The organism is Bacillus cereus group sp. Bce019 (assembly GCF_051781745.1).
Taxonomy (GTDB): Bacteria; Bacillota; Bacilli; order Bacillales; family Bacillaceae_G; genus Bacillus_A; species Bacillus_A cereus.
The window spans coordinates 146594-164123 of the sequence record NZ_JBPWJX010000001.1; the positions used below are offsets into that span (position 1 = coordinate 146594).

A 17530-nucleotide genomic window follows, 5' to 3' on the forward strand; every position below is an offset into this window, starting at 1 on the left:
CTATATACATAGTGAGGAGGGAAAAGTGATGAATGGGATTGAAATTTTTGCGAATGCAATTTTAAAAGAAGCGTGTAGGGTACAAGCGTCAGATTTACATATTGTGCCCCGGCAGAAGGATGTAGCGGTGCAACTACGTATAGGAAAAGATTTAATGACGAGACAGTGTATTGAAAAGGAGTTTGGAGAAAAACTTGTCTCACATTTCAAATTTTTAGCATCTATGGACATAGGAGAGAAACGGAAGCCACAGAATGGTTCGTTGTATTTGCAAATTGATGGACAAGAAGTGTATTTACGCCTTTCAACACTTCCAACAGTATATCAAGAAAGTCTCGTTATTCGCCTTCATTTACAAGCATCTGTTCAGCCCTTATCACATCTTTCGTTATTTCCAAGTACGGCAGCAAAACTACTCTCGTTTTTACGCTATTCACAGGGGCTACTTGTGTTTACTGGACCGACTGGATCTGGGAAGACGACGACAATGTATGCATTATTAGAGGTAATTAGAAAAAAGAAAACACGTCGCATCATTACACTTGAAGATCCGGTTGAAAAAAGAAGTGACGATGTATTACAAATTCAAATAAATGAAAAAGCGGGTCTCACATATGAAACAGGATTAAAGGCTATTTTACGTCATGATCCAGATATTATTTTAGTCGGTGAAATCCGTGATGAAGAAACAGCAAAAATAGCTATAAGAGCAAGTTTGACAGGACATTTAGTAATGACAACACTGCATACGAATGATGCGAAAGGAGCAATCATTCGCTTCATGGATTATGGTATAACGAGGCAAGAGATTGAACAGTCTTTATTGGCTGTAGCTGCACAGCGACTTGTCGAATTGAAGTGTCCGTTTTGCAGAGGAAAGTGCTCAACTTTATGTAAATCAATGAGGCAAGTAAGGCAGGCTAGCATATATGAGCTACTATATGGATATGAGTTAAAACAAGCGCTTAAAGAAGCTGGTGGAGAATGTGTTACTTACAAACATGAGACTTTAGAATCGTCAATACGAAAAGGATATGCTTTAGGTTTTTTAGAAGAAGATGTTTATGTTTAAGAAAACTTGGAGTTTAAGTGATCAAGTAGTATTGTTGAAACGTTTAGGAGAATTATTAGAAAAAGGCTACTCTCTTTTACAAGCATTAGAATTTTTACAGTTTCAATTACCTGTAGAAAAGAAAGTACAATTGCAGCGCATGATTGAGGGGTTAAAAGATGGGAAAAGTCTACACGATTCTTTTCATCAGTTAAAGTTTCATCAGGACATGTTAAGTTATTTATTTTATGCCGAGCAACATGGTGATATTTCCTTTGCTTTGCAACAAGGAAGTGCACTTCTTTATAAGAAAGATAAGTATAGGAGAGACATGATGAAAATAATGCAGTATCCTATGTTTTTGATGTTTTTTCTACTAATCATGCTTTTTATTTTTAACCTCATTTTATTACCTCAGGTTGAAATGGTTTATAGTTCGTTCGGTTCTAATACACCACTACTTACAGAACAAATTTTAAGTGCAATAAAACTGCTACCATACATTATTTTAACCGCTATTTTAACTGTTAGTATTGGATGTAGTTTATATATGTTGTATTTTAGGAAACTTCCACATATTAGACAGGTAAAAATCATGCTTCGTATTCCCCTCATCAAAACATTTCTTATTTTAAAGCATTCACATTATTTTGCTACTCAGTTGAGTGGTTTATTAAATGGTGGGCTATCAGTATGCGAAGCTTTAACAATAATGATGGAGCAAAGATATCATCCGTTCTTTAAATATGAAGCGAGCCGGATTGAAAGACAATTAATTGGAGGAGAACAGTTACAATCTATCATTGCTAAAAGTGGGTATTACGAGAAAGAACTTTCTTATGTTATTACGCATGGACAAGCAAACGGCAATTTAGGGATTGAATTAGGTGACTATAGCGATCTTATTATGGAAAAGATGGAACGGAAAATTAAACATATGTTAGTTATCATTCAGCCTATTTTATTTACATGTATTGGAGGAATCGTTGTCCTTATGTATTTAGCGATGATTATGCCGATGTTTCAAATGATGAATTCTATTTAGGGGGCATTTGTATGCAGAATGAGGAAGGATTTACTCTGTTAGAGATGCTATTAGTAATGGTTGTCATAACTATATTATTACTATTAATTATTCCGAATGTAGTTACACAGCGCTCATCGGTCCAAGGAAAAGGGTGTGCAGCTTACGTGAAATCTATAGAAGCGCAAATACAAGTATATCAATTACAACATAATAAAATTCCATCGTTAAAAGAACTGACAGATGAAAAGTATATTACAACTGATAAGTGCCCGAATGGCGAATCTATTCATATTTCAGATGATGGCGCAGTATCAATTAGGGCATTGTGAAACAACAGGGGTTTACTTTTTTAGAAATGTTACTCGTTTTATTTGCTATTTCTGTATTAAGTGTAGTTACGTATTTTAGTGTTCATTCCTTATACGAGCGACAAAAAGTTGAACAATTTTTGAGACAGTTTTCAAATGATATTTTGTATATGCAGGAATTAGCGATAAATCGTCAAAAGCACTATACATTACGTTGGCATAAAGATAGAAATATGTATGCTATAAAAGAGTCAGGTACAAAGTATTATATCGTCAAGCGGGAGTATGAAGAAGATATACAAATTGATTTGCATACGTTTCCAAATCCGATGACATATAATCCAAGTGGAAATATTAATAGAGGTGGTACGATTATAATTTCATATCAAAATTATAAATATGAAATTGTATTTCAGCTTGGAAGAGGGAGATTTACGTATCGTGAAATGTCAAAAAGGATCCATAATGGCTGAAATGATTGCATCGTTAAGTATTTTAATGATGGCTGTATCGTTACTACTACCGCAAACAGTATTAGTTATGCAAGAAAGAAAAAATATACAAATTCGTTATAAGGCATCTGGATTATTAAAAAAAGAAGCAGCTATATATATGTATGGAAATGAAGAAAAGCGAATAATAGAAAAGAATATAAATGGAATTGTGTATTACACATATTGGGGAGGCAATGAAGTTTGTACCATGTGGAGAGATGTGAAAGACAGAGTGATGGAACAATGCTTTTATGTAGGAGAAAAAATAAATTAGAATTTGGTTTTTCATTAATAGAAATGATTGTATGTCTGTTTCTATTATCAATATTTTTTTTGCTCTTTCCCCGCCTACATTTCATTGAAATGGAAAATAAACAGTCAAAAGGATTAAATGATTGGGAGTGGGATGTATTTTTAGGTCAAATGCAATTGGAGTTTCGTGAAGTATCATCTGGAGAACAGCTAGCATTTGAAAATGGAGAAAGTATTTTACGATTTCGATCGCGTAATGGGAGTGAAGTATCGTATGAAAAAGAGAATAGTCGTCTTATAAGAAAGGTAAATAGGCGCGGGAGGGAAGTTGTTTTACAAAATATTGGAACGGTTTCTTACAAACTAACACCTCATGTACTCATTATAAATGTGAAAGATACTAGCGGAAAAATATATGAAGGTGTAGTTATGCGATATAGTGAAATGGAAATGAATGTATGAGAGGGCAAAATGGGTTTACAATGCCTGGAACACTCATCTTTCTTATTTTATTAACTTCTTTTTTTATATACGAAACAAATATGTTGTTTACAGATAAAAATTTTTATATAGAAATAGAACAAAAGTTTTTACTGGATGAACTACTTAACCGATCTATTACAGATATAAAAAAAGACTTACAGCAAAAAGAAAAAGAAGGTGCATTTTTCTTTCAGTATGAAAAGGGAGAAGCGAGTGGAAATTATATCTTTGAAAATGATTTAATTCTCGTTGCGTTGCAGTGTACACTCAAACAGGAAGCTTTCTATACGGTGAGCTTTCGGTATAGAAAAAAGGATGGAAAAATAGTCGATTGGATAGAAGGATAATATGTAAAAAATACGAAGAAAAACCAGGGATTTCTATTGTAAATTGAATTGATTTTTTAGAAGAAATGGATAAATATAATGATTAAAAGTTTAAATTTTCTCAAAAAAGAGAAAGGTAGAAAGAATATGATATATTCATGCTATCCAATCATTATTTTTAGGGAGAATAGGGAAATGACAAACAACAATCAAATAGGTGAAAATAAGGAACAAACTATTTTTGATCATAAAGGAAATACGATTATGACAGAAGATAGAGAAATACACATTATTTCAAAATTCGAAGAACCTCTTATTGTCGTATTAGCAAATGTACTAAGTGATGAAGAGTGTGATAAATTGATTGAAATGTCTAAAAATAAAATGGAGCGTTCTAAAATTGGTTCATCACGTGATGTAAATGATATTCGAACAAGTAGCGGTGCATTTTTGGAAGACAATGAACTTACTTCAAAGATTGAAAAACGAATTTCATCTATCATGAATGTTCCTGCGTCGCATGGTGAAGGATTACACATTTTAAATTATGAAGTGGATCAACAATATAAAGCACACTATGATTATTTTGCGGAACATAGTAGATCAGCTGCTAACAATCGTATTAGTACGCTTGTAATGTACTTAAATGATGTAGAAGAAGGCGGGGAAACATACTTCCCGAAATTAAATCTTTCTGTACACCCTAGAAAGGGAATGGCAGTATACTTTGAGTATTTTTATCAAGATCAATCACTAAATGAGCTTACGTTACACGGAGGGGCACCTGTAACGAAAGGCGAGAAATGGATTGCAACGCAGTGGGTGAGAAGAGGTACTTATAAGTAAAAGCGAGTGTTACGTTTTGTTCTTCATAGTATAAGAACAAAACGTTTTTTTATTAAACAAAGTAGCATCTTTCGTTATAATAACAATTAATAAATGACGATTGAGAGGACAGAAAATGAAATCTATATACATAACCGGCTATATGGGAGCAGGGAAAACAACAATTGGAAAAGCATTAAGTCAAGAACTTCAAATGGATGTTGTAGATACTGATCAAAAAATCGAAGAGAAGCAAGAGAAGGCAATTCGTGATATTTTTGCCGAAGAAGGCGAAACGGCTTTTCGGGAATATGAAAGCGAAATGTTACGTTCGCTACCAGTCCATAATGTCATTATTACAACTGGTGGGGGAATTATTGAACGAGCGGAAAATCGCAAGTGGATGAAAGAGAACGGAACTGTCGTGTATTTATATTGTGATCCGCATGTAATTGCAGAAAGGCTTAGTGAAGATACGACACGTCCACTATTTCAAAAGAAAGATATAGATGCATTTGTAACGAAATTTGAATCACGCCGAGCTTATTATGAAGAGGCTCACATTCATATCGATACGACAAATAAGTCTGTAAAGCAAATTATGAATGAATTAAAGGAAAAGATTAATGTATAAAAAAGTGGACATACTAATCAAGTAGAGGTGATGATAATATGTCTACTAATGATTATGTTCGCTTTGTGACGCAGCAGTTTGTGTCGTATATGGATGCTCCAAAAGAAGATCGAAAACAAAAGAAAGAACAACGCCGTGCTGAAAAAGAGCCATTTATGAATAAGTGGTTTGGTGTTATGCCGCTGAGTGCTGCTTTGTTTTATCGAAATGTAAAAAGTAAAAGAAAAAAATCAAGTTAAATTTTAGTCATATGTCTAGCAAAATAAAGATGCCCTAGTGTCGTAATACACTAGGGCATCTTTGTTTACTGCACGGATTCTTGTTCTTCCGTAACGGCATGTATTTTATTGTTCACCCATACGAACCCTATTCCGATACAAATAGAAATACCCCATCCGACAGCGGTCATAATCGCTCTCATTTCACCGTAGCCATCTACACCAAAAACAGAGATGAAATAAATTTTTAAAAAGCTTTTTAATATAAATTGTAGCCCGAAAAATAACGTTAAATATTGCAGTGCTGGATATATACGACTATCACGATACAGCTCACGACTTTTATCACGGTCATGACCTTGCAGTGCTGCAATATCTGCTGCGAAATATAACATAAGTGGTTTTTTTATAAAAATTGTACAGATGACGATAATGCCGAGTACGATGTGATAATATGCATCATTCCACAACATTCGTTCAGCTGACCCAGATAATAAATCTACCGTTGTATTAGAAATGAGTGTAATTAAAATAAAGAACCCTGTCACGTTAAACTGTTTTTCTTTTTTAAAGGTATACAGTGTATAAATAATCCCCGGAACAGAGGAAAGTAACATCGCGTAATAAGGATCGATATAAGGTTTTGCAAATTTCCAAATGAGGAATGGGATTACGAGATAAAAGACAAGATCTAATATAGCTTTTTTATTTTGATTCATACAAAGCCTCCTTAAGTCATACATATATTTTATAATATAATTTCTGAAAATTGTATAAGGTTTAATGGGAAAAGAAAAAATATATCAATTTTCGAGGGGTTAGTAGATTGAAAAAATTGCCCCTAGCGTAGTAAGCTTTTTTAGTATACAATAAAGGAAACGCTTTCATTTTTAATTTGTTCACAAAATGGACGGAAAATCACATATTTACTATCGATATGTTGCTTTATAATGAAACTAATTAAATATACATGCATACAATATTGTGAAATAAATAACATAAATAATCTATATAAATGTAAACGTTATCAAAAGAGAGAGGTGGAGACAATGAGTAAATTTTTCTTCAATCATAATCCAGCAACAGTAGAGGATGGAAGGCTTGTTAAATATGCTGAAATTATTTATGGAGAAGGTGGCCGTTCTGTATTAGAAAATTTAATGGTGAAGGCATCTATCAGATTGCGTGATCGTTATCCGAATAAATCTGACGAGCAGATCTCGAACCTAGTAAATAAAGGCATCCATGATATGTTTCAAAAATATGTGAGCGAGTAAGAGTGGCCAATGGCTGCTCTTATTTTTTTGTATAAGGATTGTAACTCTAGCTGAAAATAAACATGTATTCTGAAAAACGTAAAAAGGAGTGGGAAAGATGAGCAATGGAATTGGACGTTCGAAAGAAAATCTTCCAACTGATGCAAATCATGTGAGCGCAAAGGATCGTGCGTATCAAAAACGCATGGCAAAGCAAAAACAACAAGAGCGTAATGAGGATAGAGAGTAACTCGAAATAAAGCTCCTTCTAAAGCAGAAGGAGCTTTATTTTGATAGAAAATGATTGGCAGTAACATAAAAGAGTCCACCGTTAATAATTTGCACTGTAATACGTGGTTCATACTGTTCTTGCAGAGCTTGTTTTTCAATTTCATAGCTCTCAGGAAGTTCGTCACTTTCTTCATAAAAACGGTTTAAAAGGTCTAAATCATGATTCCAACGCACTCTTGCTTCTTTTGCCCACGTATGGTCATCTTCTGCAATTATATTTTTTAAAGCGTCTTCTATGCGTTGTAAACCACTTTGAGGTTTAATGATGGGCGAGAGCGTAAAACAAAAATCAGGTATTTTTGGTGTAAGTTTAATGTTTGTTAATGTTTCATGAAAGTTTGCCATCATTGTTCCAGAAATGAGATGAATACCAATCGAGTGAAGGATGTCTTTTTTTCGATCACATTGATAGGAAACTTTTATATTAATACCGAGCCAAGGGTGGAGCGGTGTATGTGTTGCTCCATTATGTCTTACATCCTCATATAAACGTATGTATGAGCCTAATTCTTTTGTCGTTTGGAAAATTTGATGTAGACGTGGTGAACCGTAGTGAATAAGTTCACCATCATTTTCTTCATTTTCTGGATTTGTAATAAGAGTAAGGCGCATCGGATTCGGTACGCCTCCTGTTTTCTCAAGATAGTGCCAATAAAAAGGGCGATTCATTAATAATTTATCCATCTCAATTGTTAACTGTACATCTAATAAATGAGGAGAACGTTCTAAAATTTCACAGTTATTCGCCTCAAAGAAATTGTATAAGTAATTATGAATTTCATGTTGCTGCATAGCCTTGCACCTCAGCTTCATTTCGTTTCGCAAAGTCGATAATAGATGTTAAGTTTTCCATCTTAATTCTAATTTCACCTTCGCTTTTTGATTGCGCGAAAATTTCTTGAATGTGCGCGTCGATGTTTTTCATATTAATTCTCGTTAAAATTTCATCGAGTTCACCGATAACACGCTCGAATAAGTTGATTTTTTCATATAACAGTTTCAGAATATGTTCTTCAACAGTATGCTTTGTAGCTAAGTTATAAATATGAACATCATTCTTTTGACCGAGACGGTGAATACGTCCGATTCTTTGCTCAAGACGCATTGGATTCCATGGCAAATCATAATTGATCATATGGCTACAAAACTGTAAGTTAATGCCTTCTCCGCCAGCTTCCGTTGCAATTAACACTTGGGCACGATTTTGGAAAAGTTCCTTCATCCAATCTTTCTTCCCGCGTTTAAATCCGCCGCGGAATGGAACGGAAGAAATACCGTGTTGTTGTAAAAACCATTGTAAGTACATTTGTGACGCTCGATATTCTGTGAAAATGACGACTTTATCGTCAATTTCTTTTATAAGCTCTAGAGCTTTAGTTGCTTTCGAGTTGAAAGGAATATGATTAATTTTGTCCATTAGCACATCGATATGTGGATCTTTTATATAATGTTCATTTTCTTTCTGTCTTTTTTCTACATGCTTTTTCAATGAATAGTAAACAGCCTCACGACTACTACACGCTTCCCGTTTTAAAGTTAACGATGAGAAAGCAGATGTGAAGGCGTCTTGTCCTCGCCAATTTTCGATATCATTATATAGAGCTTGTTCTTGTTCATTAAACTCAACAAAAATTGTACGTACATGTCTCTTCGGCCAATCGATACCGGTATTATGTCGTCTATTTCGCACCATTACTTTGTTAATGAGAGCTTTTAAGTCTTCATCTGATTCGGCTGAACGATTTTTGGAAGCGTAATATTCTTCAAAGTTGGATTGATTGCCTAGATGTCCTGGCTTTAATAAAGAAACAAGGTTAAAAATTTCATCAATCTTATTTTGAACAGGAGTAGCGGTTAGTAATAAACAAAACTTCTTTTTTAATCGTTGTGCAAATTCATAGTTTTTTGTTTTATTATTTTTCAGTTTATGTGCTTCATCGATAATAATAAGGTCATATTCTAAGTTCAACACGATATCGCGATGTGGTGAACGTTTCGCAGTATCAATTGATGATACGATTACGTCAGCTTGTTCCCACGAGTAGCTTTTCTTTTGTGCTACAGCGGGAATGAAAAACTTTGTATTCAGCTCGTATGCCCATTGTGATACGAGAGAAGCTGGGACAAGTATAAGTACCTTTTTCACAAGCCCGCGGACCATGTATTCTTTCAAAATAAGTCCAGCTTCGATTGTTTTTCCAAGACCTACTTCATCTGCTAGAATCGCTTTACCATTCATTTGTTCAATTACATTTTGAGCGACTTCTAATTGATGCGGAAGCGGTGTGAAATGTGATAAATGTTTCGGTGCTTGTAGTCCATCAAAAGTAGGAACAAGTAACGATTTTTCTGTTTCATAAGCTAAGTGATATAAATCCCAGTTTGTCCAAGGACCATCTTCATCAATTCTATTTAAAAAATTGTTTTGCCACGTCCGATCTACGGAAATATCGACATTCATTACGACTCTCCCACCTTTTATAAACTAAAGTAATTATTTTTTAATGTATGATGATTTGCCTTAAAAGAAGGCATAATTATCGTTATTAAAGGCTATATGATAGACAATAATAAAGTATTAAATCTCAAAAGCTGTATTTATTGTGTTTTAACATAAAAAATTCTAAATTATTTTTTATGCTAGAATATTGATGAAATATAGCGAATGATGTTAGGATAATGGTGTGAAATGTGTGGAATCTTTCGTATTTTATCCAAGAAAGTGATTTTTTATTTACGCTTTCATAAAAAAATATAATGAGATTCCGTATATCCTATCTTTTCAGAATGAAAATGTTTAGAAAAGGGAAGCAACTTTTATTGATTTGTCAAAGCATAAGGGGGAGAGAGCATGATTACATTACAACGTACACCGTTATTTGATGTATACGCGAAGTATGGTGGAAAAACAATCGACTTCGGTGGTTGGGAATTACCAGTTCAATTTTCAAGCATTAAAGAAGAACACGAAGCTGTACGTACAGCTGCAGGTTTGTTCGATGTGTCTCATATGGGAGAAGTTGAAGTAAAAGGTGTAGATAGTTTAGCATTTTTACAACGTGTTGTTACAAATGACGTATCTACCTTAAAGGTAGGGGGCGCACAATATACAGCTATGTGCTACGAAAATGGTGGTACAGTAGATGATTTATTAATCTACAAACGTGGTGAAGAAGACTATTTATTAGTAATCAATGCATCAAATATCGAGAAAGATTACGAATGGTTAGCAAGTCATGTAATTGGCGATGCGACAGTAGTCAATGTTTCTAGTGAAGTTGCACAGCTTGCAATTCAAGGACCAAAAGCAGAAGGCATTTTACAAAAAGTTGTGTCAGAAGATTTGAAAGAAATTAAGTTCTTTAAATTTAAAAACGATATTCTTGTAGACGGAATTCCAGCACTTGTATCTCGTACAGGTTACACAGGTGAAGATGGATTCGAAATTTACTGTAAGAGTGAAGATGCTGCAAAACTTTGGGAGAAACTTCTTGAAGTTGGAGCAGAAGAGGGCTTAAAAGCATGTGGTTTAGGTGCTCGTGATACACTTCGATTTGAAGCAACATTACCACTTTATGGACAAGAATTATCAAAAGATATTACACCGATTGAGGCTGGAATTGGCTTTGCGGTAAAAACAAATAAAGAAGCAGACTTCTTTGGAAAAGCAACGTTAAAAGAGCAAAAAGAAAATGGTGCGCCTCGTAAATTAGTCGGCATCGAAGTAATCGAACGTGGAATTCCTCGTACGCATTACCCTGTATTTATTGGTGAAGAAAAAATTGGGGAAGTAACAAGTGGTACACAATCTCCAACGTTAAAGAAAAGCATTGGTTTAGCACTAATTGATGTAAAATACGCAGCAGTTGATACAGAAGTAGAAATTGAAATTCGTAATAAACGCGTCAAAGCAGTAGTTGTTCCAACACCATTTTACAAACGTTCAAAGTAACGGGGAGAGGGGTAGATTTCATGTTGCATCGTTATCTTCCAATGACAGAAGAAGACAAAAAAGAAATGTTACAAACGATCGGCGTTCAAACGATCGATGAATTATTCTCTGATATTCCAGAGAGTGTTCGTTTTAAAGGGGATTTAAAAATTAAAGAAGCAAAATCAGAGCCAGAGCTTTTAAAAGAGCTATCTCAAATGGCTAGTAAAAATGCTAACTTAAAAGAATACGCTTCTTTCTTAGGAGCAGGCGTATACGATCATTATGCTCCAGTAATTGTAGATCATGTTATTTCTCGCTCAGAATTTTATACAGCTTACACACCATACCAACCGGAAATTTCACAAGGGGAATTACAAGCAATCTTTGAATTCCAAACAATGATTTGTGAATTAACAGGAATGGATGTAGCAAACTCTTCTATGTATGACGGGGGTACAGCTTTAGCTGAAGCGGCAATGTTAGCAGCTGGCCATACTCGCAAAAAGAAAATTCTTGTATCTAGCGCGGTTCATCCAGAATCAAGAGCAGTACTTGAAACGTATGCAAAAGGTCAAAATCTTGAAGTTGTTGAAATTAATCATAAAGATGGTGTAACAGATTTAGACGTATTACAAAGTGAAGTAGATGATACAGTTGCTTGTGTAATCGTTCAATATCCAAACTTCTTCGGACAAGTTGAAAAATTAGCTGATATTGAAAAAATCGTTCATCAACAAAAATCATTATTTATCGTTTCTTCAAATCCATTATCATTAGGCGCATTAACACCACCAGGGAAATTTGGTGCTGATATTGTAATCGGTGATGCACAACCATTCGGTATTCCAACGCAGTTTGGTGGACCGCACTGTGGCTACTTTGCAACAACGAAAGCATTTATGCGTAAAATTCCAGGACGTCTTGTTGGACAAACTGTAGATTCAGATGGTAAACGTGGATTTGTATTAACGTTACAAGCACGTGAACAGCATATTCGCCGTGATAAAGCGACGTCTAATATTTGTTCAAACCAAGCGTTAAATGCATTAGCAGCTTCTGTTGCAATGACGGCACTTGGCAAACAAGGTGTGAAAGAAATGGCACGTCAAAACATTTCTAAAGCACAGTATGCAAAACGTCAATTTGAGGCGAAAGGCTTCACAGTAACATTCGCTGGACCATTCTTCAATGAGTTTGTTGTAGATTGCAAACGTCCAGTGAAAGAAGTAAACGATGCATTATTACAAAAGAATATTATCGGTGGTTACGATCTAGGCCGTGATTATAAAGAGCATGAAAACCATATGCTTGTAGCAGTAACTGAGCTTCGTACAAAAGAGGAAATTGACACACTTGTAAACGAAATGGGGGCTATCCAATGAAGAACCAAGACCAAGCACTTATCTTTGAAGTGAGTAAAGAAGGACGCATAGGATATAGCTTACCCAAATTAGATGTAGAAGAAGTGAAACTAGAAGATGTGTTTGAGAGCGATTATATTCGAGTAGAAGATGCAGAGCTACCAGAAGTATCTGAACTTGATATTATGCGCCACTATACAGCACTTTCAAACCGTAACCACGGTGTTGATTCTGGATTCTATCCACTTGGATCTTGTACGATGAAATATAATCCGAAAATTAATGAGAGTGTAGCTCGTTTCGCAGGATTTGCAAATATTCATCCACTGCAAGATGAAAAGACAGTACAAGGTGCAATGGAATTAATGTATGACTTACAAGAGCATTTAATTGAAATTACAGGTATGGATACTGTTACTTTACAACCAGCAGCTGGTGCACACGGAGAATGGACAGGTTTAATGTTAATTCGTGCATACCATGAAGCGAAGGGTGACTTTAACCGTACGAAAGTAATTGTACCTGACTCTGCTCACGGAACGAACCCGGCATCTGCAACTGTAGCTGGTTTTGAAACAATTACAGTAAAATCAAATGAAAATGGCCTTGTTGACTTAGAAGACTTAAAACGTGTTGTAAACGAAGAAACAGCAGCACTTATGTTAACAAATCCTAATACATTAGGTCTATTCGAAGAAAATATTTTAGAAATGGCAGAAATCGTCCATAATGCAGGCGGTAAGTTATACTATGATGGTGCAAACTTAAATGCGGTATTAAGCCAAGCACGCCCAGGAGATATGGGGTTTGACGTTGTGCATTTAAACCTTCATAAAACATTTACAGGTCCTCACGGCGGTGGTGGCCCAGGTTCTGGTCCAGTAGGTGTGAAAGCTGATTTAATTCCATACTTACCAAAACCGATTTTAGAAAAAACGGAAAATGGTTATCACTTCAACTACGACCGTCCAGAAGCAATTGGTCGTGTGAAGCCATTCTATGGTAACTTCGGAATTAACGTTCGTGCATACACGTATATTCGCTCTATGGGTCCAGATGGCTTGCGTGCAGTAACTGAGTATGCTGTATTAAATGCGAACTATATGATGAGAAGATTAGCGCCATTCTACGATCTTCCATTCGATAGACATTGTAAGCATGAATTTGTATTATCAGGTCGTCGTCAAAAGAAACTTGGCGTACGTACATTAGATATTGCAAAACGTCTGCTTGATTTCGGTTACCATCCACCAACAATTTACTTCCCATTAAATGTGGAAGAATGTATTATGATTGAGCCGACAGAAACAGAATCAAAAGAAACATTAGATGGTTTCATTGATAAGATGATTCAAATCGCTAAAGAAGTAGAAGAAAATCCAGAAGTTGTACAAGAAGCACCGCATACGACAGTCATTAAACGTTTAGACGAAACGATGGCTGCACGTAAACCAGTTTTACGTTATGCAAAGCCAGCTCCTGTACAAGTTTGATTAGAATAACAAAAAAAGAACTCGCTGCGGCGGGTTCTTTTTTTGTATGGAGAATTTGTCCCGCATTAACGGACAGTAAACTCCCAACTCAAAACTTAGCTGGTGCAAAGAAGCCAGGTGGGAGATAAACTGTCCGTAAATGCCCGATTGGCTCAACTAATAATCAGTGGGGATGAACAAAAATCCCCACTGATTAAAGTTTCACTTTATGCAGAAATAGTGAAGAAAATGTTAAAAAAATATGTTTTTTGTTTTCTAATGGTGTAAAGGTGTAGTTTTATAGGTAGTTTTGTTGAAAAAGTCGGTTTGATAAAAGTATTTATTTTTGTTAGAATTTTATTGAAATTAAGAAGATGTGATGAGGCAAAAATTACTCATTTTTATGTATATGTGAAAAAACGAGCAAGACGGGGGTGAAAGTGTGGGATATCGATGTTATAGAATGGTATACCATTTAGAAAATGGAGAAACAATTAAAGATGTAAAAGAATTTTGCTATCGAGACCAAGGGAAAGTGTTAGAAAGAGTAGCAAATCGTGTAATGGATAATAGAGAAGTGACGGCGATTGATAAACAAGGAACAATCATTTCAATAGCATGTGAGGACATTGTAAAGGTGGAACTTGATTACATAACAGAAAGTTAACCTTGAGTCATATCGAATTATTCGATAAAATAAACTGTTGAATGGTGAAGTGAGAAGAGAGGAGTTTATCATGGGTAGTACAAGACACTTTTATATGTTTATCTTAGCGTTTGTTCTTGTTGTCGCATTAACGATTTACTTAATCGTTGACAGCAGCTGGTACAACACGGTTCATCCGGCATTCCTTCTGTTTATGTATATAGGAATTGCAGTAGTAAGTTTCGGAATGAGAGACGAGATGTTAGATCGCTTTGAAAAGTGATACATATACGAAAGACCAACAGGAAAATGTTGGTCTTTTTTTCTTGCCAAAAATAGGATGTGTGTATATACTGTATATATAAGGTATATACAGTATATACACACACTGGAGGAAAACATGAATATTATTATTTCAAATTCTTCCCAAGACCCTATTTATGTGCAAATAAGAAAACAATTAAGCCAGCTTATTTTAAATGGTGGTTTAAAGGGTGGAGACCAATTACCGTCTATTCGTAGCTTAGCGAAGGAATTGCAAATTAGTGTAATTACAACGAAGCGTGCATACGAGGAGCTTGAAAAAGAAGGATATATAGAAACTGTTGCTGGGAAGGGGACTTATGTTTCACGTAAAAATAATGAACTATTAAAAGAACAGCGGCTACGTCTATTGGAAAGTAAGGCTGAAGAAATCGTAAAAGAAAGTAAAGTGTTGCAGCTTTCACTTGAAGAATTGCAGCAGATGATTGCGTGTTTATATAAGGGGGAATAAGAGATGTTAGAGCTAAAAAATGTTTGTAAAAGTTATGAAGGTTTCGCAGTGAAAAATATAAGTTTTACGTTACCACGCGGATATATTATGGGGTTTGTCGGACCGAATGGGGCCGGGAAAAGTACGACAATCAAAATGATTATGAATTTAATTAAAAAAGATAACGGAGATATAAAAATTTTTGGCAAGGACAATAAGAAAGCTGAAAAGGAAATAAAACAAAATATCGGCTTTGTATATGATGAAAATCATTATTACGAAGATTTAACGTGTGAACAAATGAAGCGTATTATTGCACCGTTATATAAAAAGTGGGACGAAGAGCAGTATCAATTGTATATACATAGATTGCAAGTTCCAAAGTATAAAAAAATTAAAGAGCTATCTAAAGGGATGAAAATGAAGTTTGCGATTGCTATCGCACTTTCGCACCACGCAGAGTTTATTATTATGGACGAACCGACAGCAGGGTTAGATCCAGTTGTTCGAAGTGAATTACTTGATATGTTGCAAGAAATTGTAATGGAAGATGAAGTATCCGTATTATTCTCAACGCACATTACAACAGATTTAGAGCGCATTGCAGATTATGTTACGTTCATCAATGATGGAGAAATTATATTTACTGGTGAAAAAGAAGACTTAATGGAGAACTACGTAATCGTAAAAGGAAGTAATGATTTATTAGACCGAGAAGGAAAAGAACTATTTGTTGGATTACGAAAAAATAAATTTGGTTTTGAAGGTTTAGCGAAGGATAAACAAACAATTATCGATTGGTTTGGAAATGAGGTTGTACTAGAAAAGCCTACATTAGATGACATTATCGTTTACACTGCGAAAGGGAGAGGTGCCTATGCGTCAGCTTGTATATAAAGATTTGTTCTTTTTTCGGGTAATGTGGTTAGTGAATTTTGTTATGCCTCTTTTGTTTTTTATGTTAGAGCCAAGTGGTGAATTTTTATTTCCGATGAGTTGTCTATTTATAACCCTCTCCTCCGTTATGACGTTAACCTTTATGGATGAAAGAAATAAAAGTGACATTATTATAAATAGTTTACCAGTAAGTCGGAAGGATATCATTATTGCTAGATATATTTCCTGTGCAATATTTATTGTCGGTGCCATGGTTTCAACTATGATAATTGTATTCCTTTTAAGAGGTATTGCTGTTATTGATGATATTGGTGTATACCATCCTAATTTTTATATTGAAATTCCATGGTATGTAGTGGTAAGTGGAGTGATTTATTCTGTAGTATTTGTGGCGACATTTTTTCCTAGTTATTATGGTACAAAATCAAAGGGCATGAGAAGTATAGTATCAGCGGCAGCAATGGGGATTGGTGTACTTCTTTGGATATTTATTAGTGATGGGCTGAATGAAACAACATCTTCATTCAGTGAGTGGATTATGAATCCAGTACATATTGGTGTATTTACAGTTGGAGGAATGATATTAGCTAGTGCCTATATCGCTTCTATGTTTCTTACAATTAAAATTTATGAAACACGTGATTTATAGAGAGGAGAATTCATATGCAACAGTTGATTTTGAAGGAGTTTTTTTTACAGAAGAAGATGTTTCCTTTCTATTTTTTAATCCCTATTTTATCTATTTTTAAGAATTCCGTCGAACCAATGGGGATTGCAATAGGAGTATTTATAACATGTAGTACGATTATATATATTTCTTTTTATTATGACGAGAAAAGTAAAGCAGAAAAAGTGTTAGTGAGTTTGCCTATAACGAGAAAAGAGATAATTATAGCTAAATATATTTCAAGCATATTATTTATTATGGCTGGTTTGAGTGTAACTTTTATAGTCGTAATATTAGGAAATATTTTATTGAACAGAGATATAGTTATGCCTGGGTATGCAATATTTTCAGCAATAGTAGCAACTTTGATTTATTGTGCAGTAACGATACCGACTAATTACATTGGGGGATATAAAGTTATTACTGTCTTAAATTTGATTATGCTTTTTCCTTTAATGGGTATGATTGGTCTTATGTGCAATATTTTTGGTGATAAAACAATTATGTTAAAAGTACTCCACTCTCAAGAGGCTACACTAGCAATGGGTGTTCTTAGTATTGGAGTGTTAGTAAGTATATTCATATCAATGTTCCTCTCAATGAAAATGTTTCAGGAGGCAGAGTTATAGAAGGA

Annotated in this window: 26 protein-coding genes; 22 read left to right on the top strand and 4 right to left on the bottom strand. The window is 34.8% G+C overall.

The genetic code is table 11. From position 1 onward, the window contains the following. The first annotated feature begins 28 nt into the window (after window positions 1–28). From comGA to ACS2QP_RS00825, 10 genes are all read left to right on the top strand, one after another. Window positions 29–1072: a competence type IV pilus ATPase ComGA gene (gene comGA / locus ACS2QP_RS00780; protein WP_001013170.1), complete on the top strand. Its 1044-nt coding sequence runs from the start codon at window positions 29–31 to the stop codon at window positions 1070–1072. Then, on the top strand, window positions 1065–2096 hold the full coding sequence (gene comGB, locus ACS2QP_RS00785) for a competence type IV pilus assembly protein ComGB (protein WP_080470803.1): 1032 nt from the start codon (window positions 1065–1067) through the stop codon (window positions 2094–2096). Before comGA ends, comGB begins: the two co-directional genes overlap by 8 nt. An 11-nt stretch (window positions 2097–2107) precedes the next feature. Further along, a complete protein-coding gene (gene comGC, locus ACS2QP_RS00790) occupies window positions 2108–2407 on the top strand; it encodes a competence type IV pilus major pilin ComGC (protein ID WP_001178687.1) in 300 nt (99 codons plus the stop codon). Then, window positions 2404–2859 carry a competence type IV pilus minor pilin ComGD gene (gene comGD, locus ACS2QP_RS00795; protein ID WP_326263156.1) on the top strand — a complete coding sequence of 152 codons (456 nt, stop codon included), beginning with the start codon at window positions 2404–2406 and terminating at the stop codon, window positions 2857–2859. Before comGC ends, comGD begins: the two co-directional genes overlap by 4 nt. Beyond that, a complete protein-coding gene (locus ACS2QP_RS00800) occupies window positions 2852–3154 on the top strand; it encodes a type II secretion system protein (RefSeq protein WP_326263178.1) in 303 nt (100 codons plus the stop codon). The genes comGD and ACS2QP_RS00800 overlap by 8 nt, the downstream gene beginning before the upstream one ends. Continuing rightward, window positions 3124–3594: a competence type IV pilus minor pilin ComGF gene (gene comGF / locus ACS2QP_RS00805; protein ID WP_000923097.1), complete on the top strand. Its 471-nt coding sequence runs from the start codon at window positions 3124–3126 to the stop codon at window positions 3592–3594. The genes ACS2QP_RS00800 and comGF overlap by 31 nt, the downstream gene beginning before the upstream one ends. Next, window positions 3591–3962, top strand: a complete 372-nt coding sequence (comGG, locus tag ACS2QP_RS00810) for a competence type IV pilus minor pilin ComGG (protein WP_326263157.1) — start codon at window positions 3591–3593, stop codon at window positions 3960–3962. The genes comGF and comGG overlap by 4 nt, the downstream gene beginning before the upstream one ends. A 174-nt stretch (window positions 3963–4136) precedes the next feature. Next, window positions 4137–4787, top strand: a complete 651-nt coding sequence (locus ACS2QP_RS00815) for a 2OG-Fe(II) oxygenase (RefSeq protein ID WP_438882093.1) — start codon at window positions 4137–4139, stop codon at window positions 4785–4787. Window positions 4788–4902: 115 nt separating this feature from the next. Beyond that, window positions 4903–5400 carry a shikimate kinase gene (locus ACS2QP_RS00820; RefSeq protein ID WP_119683923.1) on the top strand — a complete coding sequence of 166 codons (498 nt, stop codon included), beginning with the start codon at window positions 4903–4905 and terminating at the stop codon, window positions 5398–5400. Window positions 5401–5438: 38 nt separating this feature from the next. Further along, window positions 5439–5639, top strand: a complete 201-nt coding sequence (locus ACS2QP_RS00825; protein WP_000106083.1) for a YqzE family protein — start codon at window positions 5439–5441, stop codon at window positions 5637–5639. Between the two features lie 65 nt (window positions 5640–5704). On the opposite strand, the gene ACS2QP_RS00830 is transcribed toward ACS2QP_RS00825, so the two are convergent. Together ACS2QP_RS00830 and ACS2QP_RS00835 are read right to left on the bottom strand one after the other, a co-directional pair. Further along, on the bottom strand, window positions 5705–6337 hold the full coding sequence (locus ACS2QP_RS00830) for a VC0807 family protein (RefSeq protein WP_001073111.1): 633 nt from the start codon (window positions 6335–6337) through the stop codon (window positions 5705–5707). A 140-nt stretch (window positions 6338–6477) separates the two neighbouring features. Further along, window positions 6478–6594, bottom strand: a complete 117-nt coding sequence (locus tag ACS2QP_RS00835) for a GTP pyrophosphokinase (protein ID WP_119684216.1) — start codon at window positions 6592–6594, stop codon at window positions 6478–6480. A gap of 73 nt (window positions 6595–6667) precedes the next feature. Between ACS2QP_RS00835 and ACS2QP_RS00840 the strand changes: the two genes are divergently transcribed. Both ACS2QP_RS00840 and ACS2QP_RS00845 read left to right on the top strand, forming a co-directional pair. Beyond that, window positions 6668–6895 carry a hypothetical protein gene (locus ACS2QP_RS00840; protein ID WP_000032702.1) on the top strand — a complete coding sequence of 76 codons (228 nt, stop codon included), beginning with the start codon at window positions 6668–6670 and terminating at the stop codon, window positions 6893–6895. A 97-nt stretch (window positions 6896–6992) separates the two neighbouring features. Next, complete coding sequence (locus ACS2QP_RS00845; RefSeq protein ID WP_000064668.1) at window positions 6993–7124, top strand: hypothetical protein; 132 nt, start codon at window positions 6993–6995, stop codon at window positions 7122–7124. Between the two features lie 35 nt (window positions 7125–7159). On the opposite strand, the gene ACS2QP_RS00850 is transcribed toward ACS2QP_RS00845, so the two are convergent. Together ACS2QP_RS00850 and ACS2QP_RS00855 are read right to left on the bottom strand one after the other, a co-directional pair. Next, window positions 7160–7957, bottom strand: a complete 798-nt coding sequence (locus ACS2QP_RS00850; protein WP_001183964.1) for a YqhG family protein — start codon at window positions 7955–7957, stop codon at window positions 7160–7162. Next, window positions 7944–9626 carry a DEAD/DEAH box helicase gene (locus ACS2QP_RS00855; protein WP_001100040.1) on the bottom strand — a complete coding sequence of 561 codons (1683 nt, stop codon included), beginning with the start codon at window positions 9624–9626 and terminating at the stop codon, window positions 7944–7946. The genes ACS2QP_RS00850 and ACS2QP_RS00855 overlap by 14 nt, the downstream gene beginning before the upstream one ends. Window positions 9627–10016: 390 nt before the next feature. Between ACS2QP_RS00855 and gcvT the strand changes: the two genes are divergently transcribed. The 10 genes from gcvT (at window position 10017) to ACS2QP_RS00905 (ending at window position 17525) form a co-directional block, all read left to right on the top strand. Continuing rightward, window positions 10017–11117 carry a glycine cleavage system aminomethyltransferase GcvT gene (gcvT, locus tag ACS2QP_RS00860; RefSeq protein WP_000631769.1) on the top strand — a complete coding sequence of 367 codons (1101 nt, stop codon included), beginning with the start codon at window positions 10017–10019 and terminating at the stop codon, window positions 11115–11117. 20 nt (window positions 11118–11137) lie between these two features. Then, entirely contained in the window at window positions 11138–12481 is a 1344-nt protein-coding gene (gcvPA, locus tag ACS2QP_RS00865; RefSeq protein WP_000903240.1) for an aminomethyl-transferring glycine dehydrogenase subunit 1, read from the top strand. After that, window positions 12478–13953 carry an aminomethyl-transferring glycine dehydrogenase subunit 2 gene (gcvPB, locus tag ACS2QP_RS00870; RefSeq protein ID WP_000795695.1) on the top strand — a complete coding sequence of 492 codons (1476 nt, stop codon included), beginning with the start codon at window positions 12478–12480 and terminating at the stop codon, window positions 13951–13953. Before gcvPA ends, gcvPB begins: the two co-directional genes overlap by 4 nt. Next, a complete protein-coding gene (locus tag ACS2QP_RS00875; RefSeq protein WP_438882094.1) occupies window positions 13950–14081 on the top strand; it encodes a glycine dehydrogenase in 132 nt (43 codons plus the stop codon). Before gcvPB ends, ACS2QP_RS00875 begins: the two co-directional genes overlap by 4 nt. A 314-nt stretch (window positions 14082–14395) precedes the next feature. After that, window positions 14396–14599: a DUF3929 family protein gene (locus tag ACS2QP_RS00880; RefSeq protein WP_000262496.1), complete on the top strand. Its 204-nt coding sequence runs from the start codon at window positions 14396–14398 to the stop codon at window positions 14597–14599. 70 nt (window positions 14600–14669) lie between these two features. After that, on the top strand, window positions 14670–14861 hold the full coding sequence (locus ACS2QP_RS00885) for a hypothetical protein (RefSeq protein ID WP_000535933.1): 192 nt from the start codon (window positions 14670–14672) through the stop codon (window positions 14859–14861). Window positions 14862–14978: 117 nt separating this feature from the next. Beyond that, window positions 14979–15353 (top strand): GntR family transcriptional regulator, encoded by a 375-nt coding sequence (locus tag ACS2QP_RS00890; protein WP_001021349.1) that lies wholly within the window; start codon window positions 14979–14981, stop codon window positions 15351–15353. A 3-nt stretch (window positions 15354–15356) separates the two neighbouring features. Continuing rightward, window positions 15357–16229, top strand: a complete 873-nt coding sequence (locus tag ACS2QP_RS00895) for an ABC transporter ATP-binding protein (protein WP_326263158.1) — start codon at window positions 15357–15359, stop codon at window positions 16227–16229. Continuing rightward, window positions 16210–16878 (top strand): ABC-2 transporter permease, encoded by a 669-nt coding sequence (locus tag ACS2QP_RS00900; RefSeq protein ID WP_001249566.1) that lies wholly within the window; start codon window positions 16210–16212, stop codon window positions 16876–16878. Before ACS2QP_RS00895 ends, ACS2QP_RS00900 begins: the two co-directional genes overlap by 20 nt. Before the next feature lie 14 nt (window positions 16879–16892). Continuing rightward, window positions 16893–17525 (top strand): ABC-2 transporter permease, encoded by a 633-nt coding sequence (locus ACS2QP_RS00905; protein WP_113303581.1) that lies wholly within the window; start codon window positions 16893–16895, stop codon window positions 17523–17525. The last annotated feature ends 5 nt before the right edge of the window (window positions 17526–17530 follow it).